The sequence below is a fragment of the Devosia crocina genome (assembly GCF_900116545.1).
GTDB classification, from domain to species: domain Bacteria; phylum Pseudomonadota; class Alphaproteobacteria; order Rhizobiales; family Devosiaceae; genus Devosia; species Devosia crocina.
Map to the genome: position 1 here is coordinate 99,457 of NZ_FPCK01000001.1, position 12,992 is coordinate 112,448.

A 12,992-nucleotide genomic window follows, 5' to 3' on the forward strand; every position below is an offset into this window, starting at 1 on the left:
CATGCCCGCCATCGACAAGATCCTCACCGTTGACGAAATGAAGCGGGTGGCCCACCGGCGTGTGCCCAAGATGTTCTTTGAATATGCTGATAGCGGCTCCTACACCGAAGGCACCTATCGCGACAACGAGAGCGATTTCCAGAAGATCCTGCTCAACCAGAAAGTGGCCGTGAACCTTGAGGGTCGCAATCTCAAGACCACCATGCTGGGCAAGGAAATCACCATGCCCGTGGCTATCGCGCCTGCAGCGACCGGCGGCATGCAGACCGCCGACGGCGAGATCAAGGCGGCACGCGCCGCCGAAAAGTTCGGCATTCCCTTTTCGCTCTCGACCATGAGCGTGTGCTCGATCGAGGACATCGCCGAAAACACCACCGCCCCCTTCTGGTTCCAGCTCTATGTCATGCGCGACCGTGATTTCATCAATCGCCTGATCGACCGTGCCAAGGCCGCCAAATGTTCCGCCCTGGTCCTGACCATGGATCTGCAGATCCTCGGCCAGCGCCACAAGGACATCAAGAACGGGCTGTCCACGCCGCCCAAGTTCACGCCCTATTCGGTCTGGCAGATGATGCAGCACCCGCTCTGGTGCATGCGCATGCTGGGCACCAAGCGTCACACGTTCCGCAATATCGTGGGCCATGTCGGGGGCGATCATGACCTTGCCTCGCTTTCGGCCTGGACTGCGAGCCAGTTCGACCCCACCCTCAACTGGGCCGACGTGCGCTGGATCAAGGAGCGCTTCGGGGGTCCCGTCATCGTCAAGGGCGTGCTTGACGCCGACGATGCCCAAGCTGCCGTCGACAATGGCGCCGATGCCGTCGTCGTATCCAATCATGGCGGCCGCCAGCTCGATGGCGCCCCCTCGACCATCCGCGTCCTGCCTGAGATCGTCGATCGCATCGGCCATCGCACCGAAGTCTATCTCGACAGCGGCATCCGTTCGGGTCAGGACGTGATCAAGGCGCTCGCCTATGGCGCCAAATCCACCTTCATCGGCCGCCCCATGCTCTATGGCCTAGGCGCCGGCGGCGAAGCCGGCGTCACCCGCGTCCTCGAAATCATCCGCCGCGAACTCGACACCACCATGGCCCTATGCGGCGAACGCGACATCCTCAACGTCGGCCTCCACAACATCTACTCGAACGATATTCCAGTCAGGAACGCGCCGAAGCGGGGGTAGGGGCCGGTTAGACCTGTAGCGCGCGGTCCTCGATGGCCTGGCTGACGATCGCGCGCATGCTGTCGGCGAATTTGGCGGCGCCGAATTCTGCCGCCCTTGCCTCGCATGCCTGGCGCATCCCCAGTGCCCGCTCTGCAGGCAGCGCCTTCACCGCCTTGATCAGGTCGGATACGCCGGGAGAAGCGGGCAGCAGCAATCCTGTTTCCCCTGGTTGGACTGTTTCGAGAACGCCGCCTTCGGCTACGCCGATAACCGGTTTGCCGGCGGCCATCGATTCGACAGGGGACATGCCGAAGTCTTCCTCGATTGGGATATAGATCGTGGCAATTGCTCCTGCGATCAACGCCCGGAGTTCGTCGTCGCTGGTCCAGCCGACAAAGGTAATATTCCCGGCGCCCTCAGCACGCGCCTTGAGCCTCGTTTCATCATCGCCACCCGAGGCGATGACCAGTTTCTGGTCCGGCATGGCGCGAAAGGCGTCGATGATGGTGGCAATGCGCTTGAGCGGCGTTAGCCGCGCGGTCGAGAGATAGTACCCCTGTGCTGGCTCCCAACGAAAACCATGAGTGTCGACGGGGGGATATACGACCACGCTATCGCGTCTCAGATGGCGCCGGATCCGGGAGCGGATATTCTCTGAATTGGCGACGATCACGTGCATGCGGCCTACGGCATGCTCATAGGCTCGCCGAAAAACCGGGCCGACGACGTCAAGCCCGATGCGCTTCACACCCCGGCTGCGCTCGCGAAAAAAATCCTTCTGGTCGTAAAGAAACCGGGGTGGCGTATGGCAATAGAAAATGTTGACGCCCGCCTTGTCTGCCGCTGGAGCGGCAAAGGGTGCGGCCACTCCACTGAAGACACGAGCCTCTGCCCCAAGCGCATAGCCTTGCTGGGCGGCGAATGCAGGCGCCAAGGCCACTGACGCCGCTCCGACGATCCGCTTGAGTTGACCCATCCGCAAATCCTTGTGCCGCGGCGGGAATGCGCTGTCCTCGTAGCTTTCCTCAGTGCGATAGCCATAGATCAACTCCGCCGATAGCGCCTGCGCCAGGTCGAGAGCCAGCCGCTCCCCGCCGCCCCGAATGGCGAAATAGTCATGATAGATCTGCACGCGCGGCTTTGTGCCTTCCAAAGTCATTGTGGGTTTGTCGATCCCAGCCCGTCGCGATGCAGCCCGCGCAACATCCCGGCAAGACGACGCCCCAGGACTGGATAGGCGTGGCTATCTTGCCAGTTCTGTGCCCGTGCCATCGTGTCCTGAGCCGATTGACTGTTTGCTCGCAAGTCTTCGGCGATTTGACGAATGCCTGAGGCAATGTCGGCTGGCGTCGTGCCGGGCAGGCTGAACGTGCTCTGCGCCACGTCCTCGAAAATGGGCAGCGGCGTTACCGCGACCGGCTTGCCCGCCGCGAGGCCATAACGAACAGCGCCACTCGCTGATTCAGCGGTTTCCTGGTAGGGGAAAATGACAAGGTCGGCGCGCGAGAGATGATCAAGGCTCTCGCTGTCCGTGAGGAAGTCGGTAACGAGGCGAATGTCAGCCAGCAGACCCAGCGCGCGAATACGATTACGCGCTTCATCGATCAATCGATGCGAGATATCGGCCGGAAAGGCGGCATTGATCAGGTCGAGCCTGATGCCGAACCCCTGGTCCTTGAGCAGCTTGACCGCCTCGATCAACTCGAGCAGCCCCTTATTGGGCAGGAAAAAGCCATAGCTGGCGATGCGGAACGGCTCTCGCGCCAGGCTTATCGGCTTTTTTGCCAGCCCCGGAACCAAGACGCCATGGGGAAAAAGTCCCACATTGGCGACGAGGCCCATGGCCTTGAGACGGTTCAGATCACCAATGGAGTGAACCAGAATGCGCGAGCACCGGCGCAGTCCCGATGCCAGATCGGCCAGCTTCTTCGTTTGATCGTGAGCCGGGTCGACCGTCGCATGAAGGGTGACGATCACCTTCCGGCCCCTATCGCAAAGGCGATGGATCAGCGAATTGAGGCTCGGGAGGTGATAGAAGCCGTAATTGAACTGAATGACGACCATGTCGAGTTGCTGGGCTTCGATTGCCTCGGCAACAGCGCTCAGATCGTCCACCTTGCCTTCGTTCCAGCACCGGGCGATCCCGGCTTCCGCATCGCCGGCTGTGTCGTCCTGCGTATTGGCCAGAATGACGGCAGGCATGCCGAGAACGTCGAGCAAATGCTCTGAATAAGTGGCAATGCCGCAGCGCTTGCGGAATGTGCTCATCCATCCGAGCCGCGGCTCGGCAATCAGGTGAGGCAGTTGCACTCCAGCTGCCGCCGCGACGGATCGCTGCGCAACCCGATCCCAGGTGAAGTGTTCGAGCACGGCCCGAGCGCGGTCGCCCTGGTTCTTGTCCACGCCGCGCGCCGCTGCGTCCTGCAACAATTGCGCAAGATGGTCAGCACGCGGCTCCGCCCAGACGCTGAGCGGCTTGCCATCCTGATGCGTCCTGGCCTGGGCGAAATCAAAGTCGATCAGCTCTGCGGTTTCGGGTGTGCAGAAATCGAGTTGCCCACTCCAACCCGTCGTGATCACCTGAAGGCCGCTCAGCATCGCTTCTGCGAGCGGCAGGCCAAACCCCTCGGCACGGCTCGGCGCAACGAGCGTGTCGCATTGTTCGTAGAGCGCCTTCATCTGCCGATAGGTCAGATCGTCGAAGAGAAGCGTGACCCTGGGATAATCGGGATTGGCTTTTCGCAGCGTCTCGAGCTGATCGGCAATCGTATTATGCGGGTTGGCAAAGGTCTTGATGACCAGAATAACATCGTCGGCCTTTGTAAACGCCTTGCCATAACTCTCGAGCAGGACATCTGCGCCTTTGCGCGGGAAGCAGGACGAAACATGCAAAAACGTATGTCCTGCCGTCTCTATGCGGTAGTTCGGATCCGCGACGACGGCGTTCCAGTGGTCCACGCCATTGCCGACCACAGAGATCGGAACCTCGACGCCAGCATCGATCAGGAGCGTCTTCACATGCTCGGAGGTGACAGTGATAAACTGCAGGCTTTCGTTGAAGCTTTCCGCGAACGTGAAGGGGAACCCTGTTTCTTCCCAGGCGTAGCAGTTCAATCCGTTGAGGCGAGCCGTCATGTCGAGAACACGCGGCGGATACATGTTGCGCGTCACGACATCGAGTGCACCGTGGTCCTCATTCTTGCTGCGGTCATGAAGCGCAGCGACGTCAGGCGTGTCGCGCAGAAACGTGCTGGATGGTTCGTAGTCCCCGGGCCCCTCCGAGGCAAAGAGGCTGACAGTCGTGCCGGTTTTGTCGAGTGCTTTGCCCAGTTCCCGGTTGACCAGGGCAAGGCTGTAGCTGGTGTCGAAGGGACCCTCGATCCGCCAGGTCTGGCCAAGGCCAAGGGGACGGCGGCGGCTTTCGACGGCGCGTCGATTAAGAGCCATGGCTTGGGCGACTTCGGCGAGATCGCTTGGGCTGGGGTGTCCTGCGATGGCGGGCAAAGTTGCCAGAGCCTCGAGCAGGCGGCTCTCAGACCGCTCCAGCCCCTCGCGGACTGCCTGCCACCCATCCACGCTCTCGCTCGGGCGCGCCATGTGAACCAGGAAGTCGAGTGCCTTCTGCCCACTTGCGCGCCACGAAAAACGTTGAGCCTGCAGCTTGCCCTTGGCGATAAGATTCTGCCGCGCCACTTCATTGGTCAGCAGCTCTTCCATCATGCGGGAAATGTCGGCGGTCGAATTGGGATCGAATTGCGCGTCCGGATTGCCCAGAACTTCGGGCACGCTAGAGCAATTTGAGCCGATCGTGGCAGCGCCGCATTGCATGGCTTCAAGGCATGGCAGGCCAAAACCTTCATGCAGCGAGGGAAAGACAAACAGCGTGCAGAGATTATAGAGCTCGACCAACTGATCGTCCGAAACGAACCCGAGCAGTTTGATGCTGCGCTCATCGAGACCGCTGTCCCTCGCGCGCGTGCGCAGGGACTGCGCTTCGCTTTCCGAAATGCTGCCGGCAAGCACCAATTGCACGTTTTCGCGTGCCCGAGGCGATAGCGCAGCAAAGGCGGTGATCAAGCGATCGAGGTTTTTGCGCGGATCCGCGCCACCCGTATAAAAAACAAACCGGGTTGCAAGGCCATATTTGCGCAGCAAGCCGCTGCGCTCCGTATCGGTCAGGTCGAGCACACGGAATTCGGGCTCGGCGCCCTCAAGCGCGTTAACGATCTTGCCTGCATCGAAATCAAGTAGGCTCGTCGCTTCCCCGAAAGCGTGCTTGGAAATCGCGATCAATCCGTCAGCGGTTTTCAGCTCTTCAATACGCCCGAGGTAGAAGCGCTCATAGTCCGGAACCGAGCGAAGATACTGGTCGCGCATCACAAGTGGGATGAGGTCATGGATAGCGACAATGGTCGGCACCTTGGCCAACCGATGCAGCGACACCGTCATGCTGTCGCCATAGCCCTCGATGAAGCTTGGACAGAAGACGACGTCGGGCCCCAGCATGTCGATATAAGCTTCGCGCAAAAGGGCACTCGCCTGCTTGCGCCACTGATGCCGCGGTTGCATATCGTCAGCCAGGTCAAGCATGCTGACGACGTGAATATTTTCCTCCGGCACCAGATCTGCCAAATTCTGTCGAATAGCGAGGAGGGTATGCGGAAATGCCGAATTGAGAAGGATGTGGACCGAGCCAGCGGGCGCCAATGCTGCAATTTCGCGGGCCATGTTCTTGGCATAGCGCCCCAGGCCGCGGAACCGGCTGGCATTCTGGCACGATTGCAAGTCGATCAGAATCTTGGTCATGACTTGCTCCGGCGCGAGGAAAGCTGCTCGTAGATCTTTTGGGCGCGCGGCGAAATATGGCGGGCCGACAAGTCCTGATGCAGCGCGATGGGCTGCGCCAGCGCATTGCCTGCGCCTCCGATCAGGAAGCGCTTTCCCAGCGCCTCCAGTTTGGGAAATGGCTTGATCGCGGCCTTGGCCGTCTTGCGCAGTGTCGGATTGGCGAGGACGCGGAGCGCTGCGGTGCGGGTCGTTGCTTTAATTTTTCGTGACGCACTCTTGGCGAGGATCATCCCATCCCTTAGCGGCTGGGTGATTTTCCACGATGTGCTCGAGCGCAGGTCCAGGATCTGGCGTTGATAGTCCGCGATCAATGCTTCCTGGTTGGCCTGCCGCTCCTCGAGCGTCTGTCGCCACTGGTCGATCTCGTTTTGCCAATGCTGCAAACGTGCTTCAAGGGTTCCTGATACCTTACCTTCGAGATGCTTCTCGAAACGCTCTGAAAGCGTCTCAACCGTCAAGCCGCCGGTCACCCCGAACGCGCCATCGAGCGCGGCCATGATCTCGGCTGGCCCGGCCTTTTGGGCGACGATCGAATAATCGGGGCTAGCGCCACGCAGAACGTCGATCAGCCCGACATCGGCGCTGTCGCGCAAGGCTTTGTCTTCCTGAAGCCGCAAAACGTCTACACGGGCAAATCCGGCATTGCGCGCCAGAAATGACAGAAAACCCGGGGGCAGGGGGCGCACGTGGGTAGGGTCCATGTGAAACCAGAGCGTGCCTACAGAAATGTTCTCGGCATTAGGTGTTTCAAGGATCAACAGACCACCCGGACGCAAGGCCCGCATGGCTTCACCGATGAGCTTGCGCAACACGTCGAACGGCAGGTGTTCGGCAATGTGAAACCCGGAAACAATCGCAAGGCTCTCGGAGGGCAGGCTTGCCAGATATTCGATCGCGTCGGCCTTATGCACATCAAGACCCAGGGCAAAGCAATCCGCCAGCATGCCGTCGTCAAGATCCACGCCTTCGGCATTGAAGCCAAAGGAAGCGGCAAGTTCAAGCCATTCACCGCGACCACAGCCAAGGTCCAATGTCTTGGCGCCATTCATGAGGGGAGTGAGCGGAGCGAGGAACTTTGAATAGCCTGCATCCAGCCGCCCACGGATTTCATCCCGGCTACCGCGAAAATTGGCTTCGAATTCGTGGTAAAAGGTGTCCTGCGTCATCTACTCACTTCGAGCTCGGGCTCAACCCAGGCTAGGCCCACGAACTTGGGATGATCGGCATTGACCACACTGAAGGTGACCGCCAGGTCCTGCCATTCATAGTTGCGATCGATGTGGTTTTCGTCGCCATGAAGGGCCGCGGCGATCGAGTAGTTTCCATAGCCCAGATTGGCTGGAAACCTAAAGGTGAAACGTACCTCTTCCCCGGTCTTGAGCCCGGTCAGGCTCTGTCCCAGATGATGAGTATTGGTGCCATAGACCACTTGGCCCAGGCGATCCTTGATCATGTAGCCCGCTACGAGTTCGGTGATGTCGGTATTGGCGCGCGCCACGATCTCGAGCGATGTCGGCCGGCCGACATGGATCAGATCGGTTTCCCGGCCCTGCTCGTCGCGCAGCACGACGCTGGCAAGCGAGGCTTCCCCCGTCCCGGAGCGGGTGCGGGTCCGGCCGTCGCTGGTCTTGGACTGTTCGATGACCTGATGCTCTTTTTCGGCGACGAGGGCATTATAGAGGTCAAGCACCTGCTCGGGGGGGCCATCCATCCGCACCTTGCCCTCACTGAGCAGGATCGCGCGGTTGCAGATCGAAATGACTGAAGCGCGATCATGCGAAACGAGTAGAAGCGTCGTCCCAGCCTCGCGAAACTCCCTGATGCGCGCAAAGCTCTTGTGCTGGAAATAGGCGTCGCCCACCGACAGGGCCTCGTCGACGATCAGGATCTCCGGGCGCACGGCCGTAGCAACGGCAAAGGCAAGGCGCACCTGCATGCCGCTTGAATAAACGCGCACGGGTTGCTCGAAGTAAGCGCCGATTTCGGCAAAGGCTTCGATCTCGCCGATCACGCCGCTGATCTCCGGATGGGTCAGGCCCATGAGACCGGCAGAATTGTAGACGTTCTCCCGGCCCGTCATGTCGGGATTGAAGCCCATGCCAAGTTCGAGCAGGGCCGCGATCCGCCCATCGATTGCGACAGAGCCACTTGTTGGCTGCATCGTGCCGGTGATGATCTTTAAAAGCGTGCTCTTGCCCGCGCCATTTTGCCCGATCAGCCCGACCGCTTCCCCCTTGCCCACCGAAAAGGTGATGTCCTTGAGGATATCCGACTGGGAAGTGATTTTGGGCTTGACGCCGAACCAGGACAGCATGCGCTGCCACTCGCTGCGATAGGTGAGAAAGCTCTTGTTTATGGCTTCGACGCGAATAGCGCTCATAGCACATCCACCATGTCAGCGCTGGCGCGCCGGAAAAGGAAAAGAGCAAGCCCGCATAATGCCAGGCCCAAAGCCGTCACCGCAGCGAGCGGGGCAAGATTGGGCACTGTCCCGAAGACGAAAATGGCATGATAGGATTCGACCAGGACATAGATCGGGCTGAGCGAGAGTATCTTTGTATAGGCTTCCGGCACCACATTAGCCGGATAGACGATGGGGGTGAACCAGAACAAAACCTGGATGATGATCGGAACGACTTGCTCGATATCGCGAACAAAGACGTTGATTACTCCGAGGGCAATGCCGGTTCCTGCCGCAAGGATGGCGACGATGGGGACGAGCAGAAAATAAAAGCCGATCAGCGGCGTCACCGCGTGTCCAAGAGCGAGGAATATGACGTTGATGAGCACAAACAGAACGACATTGTTCACGATCGAAGAGCCGATAGCGATGATCGGCAGGGCGATCCGCGGAAATTTCACCTTCTTCATGGTGTTGGCGTTCGAGACGAACACCTTCATGCAGCGGTCCAGAACTTCGGTGAAGAGGTTCCAGGCGAGGAGGCCTGCCATCAGGTAGATTGCGTAGCCATAGGGTCCTTCGACCCCCTGAATGCGCGACGACAACAGGTTCGAGAGAATGAAGGCATAGATCAGGACCTGCGAGAGCGGTTGCAGGATGACCCAGAAACCGCCGAGCTTGCTGCGCACGAACCTTGAGTGAAAATCATTCTTGATCGAGGACAGAATGAAAAAGCGATAGTCCCAGAGGCTGCGTAAAAGGCCTTGCATCGGACTCTCCTGAAATGTCGAGCGGCGGTTTAGGAGGGTGTTGGCTAGGATGCAAGAAAGCGGCCGCGCCGGCCGGTCCTGATGATCGCGCGGAGCCGCCTTGGTCCGCCGAGCCAAATGAATGTCGAAAACTAGCGCTCGAGCATGCCCTTGGAGAACATGTCGGTCATGGGGCGGATGAAATATTCGGCCATGGTGCGTTCGCCGGTCGAGACGATGACGTCGACGGGCATGCCGGGCAGCAGGCGTTCGCGGATGTCGGCGGGCACCTGGCTGTCGGCGACCTGAATGCGGGCGCTGTAATAGGGGGGCTGGTTGGAGTTTTCCGGCTGGATCACGTCCTGGGACACTACCGAGATCGTGCCGAAAATCGCCGGCGTCGTCTTGGAGGAGAACGCGGGGAAGCGGATCTCGGCTTCCTGGCCGATCGAGACGCTGTCGATATCGATCGGGCGGATCTGGGCTGCGATGATGAGATCGTCGTCGAGCGGGATGATGTCCATCACCGGCTCGGCCGGGCGGATGACGCCGCCGATCGTGTGCACGCGAATGCTCTGCAGCATGCCGCGCACCGGAGCGCGCACCACGGTGCGCTCGAGCACGTCGCGCGCAACGAAAAGGCGCTCGGTGGTCTCGTTGAGCTGTTCGCGCACGTCACGCAGTTCGGTGCCGGCCCGTTCGACAAATTCCTGGTTGACCTGGATAATCTGCAGCTCGGTTTCCGAAATGGTCTGACGCGAGCGGGCGATCTCCGAGGTGATCGCGCCCAATTCGCCCTGTAGTTCGAGACGCTGGCGGTTGATCGAGGAGAGCTGGTTGGTTGCAATGACGCCGGTCGCCTGGCCGCGGGTCAGCCGGTCGATTTCTTCGCCAAGCGAGGACATCTGTCCGGTCACCGCTTCCTGCTGCAGCGTCAGACCATTGATGGCTTCGTTGAGCTGGCCGATGCGCGATGTGAAAATGGCGACCTGCCCATCCTTGCTGGCCTTGCGGTCGTGAAACAGGGTCTGTTGCAACGCAACGACATTTTGCACCGAGGCATCCTGATGCGCGAGCAACTCTGGCGGAATGGACACTTCCGGTGCGTTGGAATTTTCCGCGATCAGCCGCGCCTCCTGGGCGCGGAGCATGGCCTGGCGCGCTGCAAGATAGGTGGCGTTGCCCTGGGCCTGGGTGGGATCGAGACGCAGCACGATGGCCCCAGCCTCAACAATCTCGCCTTCGCGTCCGAGGATTTCCGAAACGATCCCGCCCTCTAGATGTTGAACTGTCTTGCGGCTCGATTCCACCGAAACCGTACCGCCGGCAACAACGCCGCTGGCGAGCGGCGCGGTGGCAGCCCAGACGCCAAAGACGCCGAAAGTCATGGCAAGCGTCGCGTAACCCATCAGGATATAGGGGCGCGGAGAAAACTCTTTTTCCTTGGGCTTTGTGCCGGCAGGCAGAACGGCATTTTCGGACGAAGCGGAAACTAGCGACATCGGATTTCCTTAGGCAATGCTGCGCGTTTCAGCGGACTGAACCGGCTTGAGTGCGGGCTTGATCTTGAGCACGTCCTGGGTCGGACCGAAGCTGCGCATGCGCCCATCGGCCAGGATCAGCGCCTTTTCGGCAAGGCTGACAAGGCTCATCTTATGGCTGACAAAGAGAATGGTCTTGCCCTTGGCCTTGAGCTCGTTGATCGTCTGGAACAAAGCCTCTTCGCCCTCGCTGTCGAGATTGGCGTTGGGCTCGTCCAGGATGATCAGCGAGGGATTGCCGTAAAGTGCGCGGGCAAAGCCGATGCGCTGGCGCTGGCCGCCGGACAGCGACCGCCCGCCAACACCGATTTGAGTATTATAGCCATCGGGCAGGCTCTGGATCATCTGGTGGACACGCGCCTGCTGGGCGGCGGCGAGCACGTCCTCGTCGCGCGCGCCGGGGACAAAGCGCGAAATGTTCTCGGCCACTGTGCCGTTGAAGAGTTCCACCGTTTGGGGAAGATAGCCCATGTGCTGGCCCAGCGTGTCTGGGTCCCAGTGCTGCAATTCGGCGCCATCAAGGCGGATGCTGCCTGCGGCTGGCGGCCAGATGCCGACAAGAGCACGCATCAGGCTCGATTTGCCTGCGCCGCTTGGCCCCACGAGCGCCACGGCTTCGCCAGGCACGGCTTCAAAGCTGACGCCCTGCAGAAGCGCGCTGCGCGAGCCCGGCGGCACAACGGCAAGGCCGTTGACCGAAAGTTGGCCGGTGGGCTTGGGCAGGGCGGTCTTGTCTTCTTCCTCGGGCACCTGGCGGAACAGCTGGGAGAGGCGCCCATAGGCCTGGCGTGCGCCGACAAACTGCTTCCACTGGCCTACGACCTGGTCGACCGGCTGGAGCGCGCGGCCCATCAGGATTGAACAGGCGATCATCGAGCCGGGCGAGATTTCGCCTTCAAGCACGAGATAGGCGCCGACGCCGAGAATGGCAGTCTGCAGGCCCATGCGGACGAATTTGGAAAGGGACTGGATGGCGCCGGCGCGGTCGCTCGCCAGCGCCTGCTTTTCCAGCATGCCACGATGCATGTCATGCCAGCGGCCACGCAGGCTCGTTTCCATGCCCAGCGCGCGAATGGCTTCCACATTCTGCAGCGTCGTATTGGCAAAATGCTGTGCGGTCTGGCCAAGGCCCGAAGCTTCGTTGAGCGTCTTCTTGGTCATGAACTCGTTTGCCAGCGCCAAAGCCAGCGCCACCAGAGCGCCACCCAGCGCCACATAGCCCACGAGCGGATGGAACATGAAGCAGACGAAAAGGAAAACCGGCACCCAGGGCACGTCGCAGAGCGCGATAAGGCCTGCGCCGGTCAAAAACTCGCGCAGCCGGTCTACGTCCGAGAGAATGAATTCCGACTTGCCGTTGGGCTGCCGGATGGTTGTGGTCACCACACGGTTGAAGAGGGCCTTGGCGATCATCTCGTCAAAGCGCAGACCGGCCCGCACCAGAACCCGCGATCGCACCCATTCAAGGATGGCGTAGATGCCCAGCAGCGCAAGCGCGATCAGCGTGATCATGATCAGCGTGGTTTCGCTGCGGCTATGAAGCACGCGATCGTACACCTGCAGCATGTAGATGGGTGAAACGAACATCAAAAGGTTGATCGCCACGGAAAACGTGATCGTCGCCACCAGGATCGTGCGATAGGTCTTGAGCGCCGAATTAAACGGGTTTTGGGTGGTCATTGGCTATACACTAGGCCTTCGTCGATGAGAGCGCACGGTTGTTGCAGTGGCTGAAGGGCAGACGCGGTCAGACGGACGCTCTACCCCGGGTCTTATACCAATCCGACTCAAGATTGGCATCACAAACTGTTACTTTGTGGTTCAAATGCGGCGCGCTCTTCTACTTAGCGACAAGCGATGTTTTCATGCTGGGTCTGTGCCGCGATTGTCGCATGTCAGGTTTTGAACGCAAATTTCTTTAAGATGGTGAAGGTTATGAGCGGTGTCAGCACAATCAACGTTGCTGTTGTCACCATGTAGTGAAGTCCCAGCACTTCACCCGCGCTGGAGATCAACAGCGTCATGAGCAGGGTAGCCAAGGACGTGCCGAGAAACTTCACATAACCCGTTACGCTTAATGGGCGGTGAAAGGTGAAGCGGGCATTCACCGCATATGAAAAAACGTTGGCAACGAAAAAGGCCATCGCATTGGCCGGTACCTGGTTTGCTCCCGAGAGTTCCACCAGCAATACGACAGTCCCTGCATGGAGCAGCGTGTTGGCGACGCCAAAGGCACAAAACGTCAGAAACTGCTTGCTGGGCAAGCGCCACCGGACGGTCGCCACCAT

Annotated in this window: 9 protein-coding genes; 1 reads left to right on the plus strand and 8 read right to left on the minus strand. The window is 60.0% G+C overall.

All coding sequences use genetic code 11. The features are described from left to right. Nucleotide 1 precedes the first annotated feature (1 nt). Nucleotides 2–1,183, plus strand: a complete 1,182-nt coding sequence (locus tag BM364_RS00440; RefSeq protein WP_210186366.1) for an alpha-hydroxy acid oxidase — start codon at nt 2–4, stop codon at nt 1,181–1,183. Nucleotides 1,184–1,190: 7 nt separating this feature from the next. Here BM364_RS00440 and BM364_RS00445 read toward each other — a convergent pair whose 3' ends face one another. The 8 genes from BM364_RS00445 to BM364_RS00480 all read right to left on the minus strand — a co-directional run bounded on the left by BM364_RS00445 (nt 1,191) and on the right by BM364_RS00480 (nt 12,992). Next, entirely contained in the window at nt 1,191–2,324 is a 1,134-nt protein-coding gene (locus BM364_RS00445; protein ID WP_092419418.1) for a glycosyltransferase, read from the minus strand. Then, entirely contained in the window at nt 2,321–5,971 is a 3,651-nt protein-coding gene (locus tag BM364_RS00450; RefSeq protein ID WP_092419421.1) for a glycosyltransferase, read from the minus strand. The genes BM364_RS00445 and BM364_RS00450 overlap by 4 nt, the downstream gene beginning before the upstream one ends. Next, nucleotides 5,968–7,179 (minus strand): class I SAM-dependent methyltransferase, encoded by a 1,212-nt coding sequence (locus BM364_RS00455; RefSeq protein ID WP_092419424.1) that lies wholly within the window; start codon nt 7,177–7,179, stop codon nt 5,968–5,970. The genes BM364_RS00450 and BM364_RS00455 overlap by 4 nt, the downstream gene beginning before the upstream one ends. Further along, the gene (locus tag BM364_RS00460) at nt 7,176–8,393 is read right to left on the minus strand and encodes an ABC transporter ATP-binding protein (protein WP_092419425.1); all 1,218 of its coding nucleotides are present in this window, start codon (nt 8,391–8,393) and stop codon (nt 7,176–7,178) included. Before BM364_RS00460 ends, BM364_RS00455 begins: the two co-directional genes overlap by 4 nt. Continuing rightward, complete coding sequence (locus BM364_RS00465; RefSeq protein ID WP_092419429.1) at nt 8,390–9,184, minus strand: ABC transporter permease; 795 nt, start codon at nt 9,182–9,184, stop codon at nt 8,390–8,392. The genes BM364_RS00460 and BM364_RS00465 overlap by 4 nt, the downstream gene beginning before the upstream one ends. A gap of 131 nt (nt 9,185–9,315) precedes the next feature. Further along, complete coding sequence (locus tag BM364_RS00470; protein WP_092419432.1) at nt 9,316–10,665, minus strand: HlyD family type I secretion periplasmic adaptor subunit; 1,350 nt, start codon at nt 10,663–10,665, stop codon at nt 9,316–9,318. Between the two features lie 9 nt (nt 10,666–10,674). Then, complete coding sequence (locus BM364_RS00475; RefSeq protein WP_092419435.1) at nt 10,675–12,384, minus strand: type I secretion system permease/ATPase; 1,710 nt, start codon at nt 12,382–12,384, stop codon at nt 10,675–10,677. Nucleotides 12,385–12,599: 215 nt separating this feature from the next. Continuing rightward, complete coding sequence (locus BM364_RS00480; protein WP_175528404.1) at nt 12,600–12,992, minus strand: GtrA family protein; 393 nt, start codon at nt 12,990–12,992, stop codon at nt 12,600–12,602.

Excerpts from the sequence above, each read along its gene's own strand:
- BM364_RS00465 (WP_092419429.1), bottom strand. The coding sequence starts at position 9,184 with ATGCAAGGCCTTTTACGCAGCCTCTGGGACTATCGCTTTTTCATTCTG.
- BM364_RS00470 (WP_092419432.1), bottom strand. The coding sequence starts at position 10,665 with ATGTCGCTAGTTTCCGCTTCGTCCGAAAATGCCGTTCTGCCTGCCGGC.
- BM364_RS00480 (WP_175528404.1), bottom strand. The coding sequence starts at position 12,992 with ATGGTGGCGACCGTCCGGTGGCGCTTGCCCAGCAAGCAGTTTCTGACG.
- BM364_RS00460 (WP_092419425.1), bottom strand. The coding sequence starts at position 8,393 with ATGAGCGCTATTCGCGTCGAAGCCATAAACAAGAGCTTTCTCACCTAT.
- BM364_RS00450 (WP_092419421.1), bottom strand. The coding sequence starts at position 5,971 with ATGACCAAGATTCTGATCGACTTGCAATCGTGCCAGAATGCCAGCCGG.
- BM364_RS00445 (WP_092419418.1), bottom strand. The coding sequence starts at position 2,324 with ATGACTTTGGAAGGCACAAAGCCGCGCGTGCAGATCTATCATGACTAT.
- BM364_RS00475 (WP_092419435.1), bottom strand. The coding sequence starts at position 12,384 with ATGACCACCCAAAACCCGTTTAATTCGGCGCTCAAGACCTATCGCACG.
- BM364_RS00440 (WP_210186366.1), top strand. The coding sequence starts at position 2 with ATGCCCGCCATCGACAAGATCCTCACCGTTGACGAAATGAAGCGGGTG.
- BM364_RS00455 (WP_092419424.1), bottom strand. The coding sequence starts at position 7,179 with ATGACGCAGGACACCTTTTACCACGAATTCGAAGCCAATTTTCGCGGT.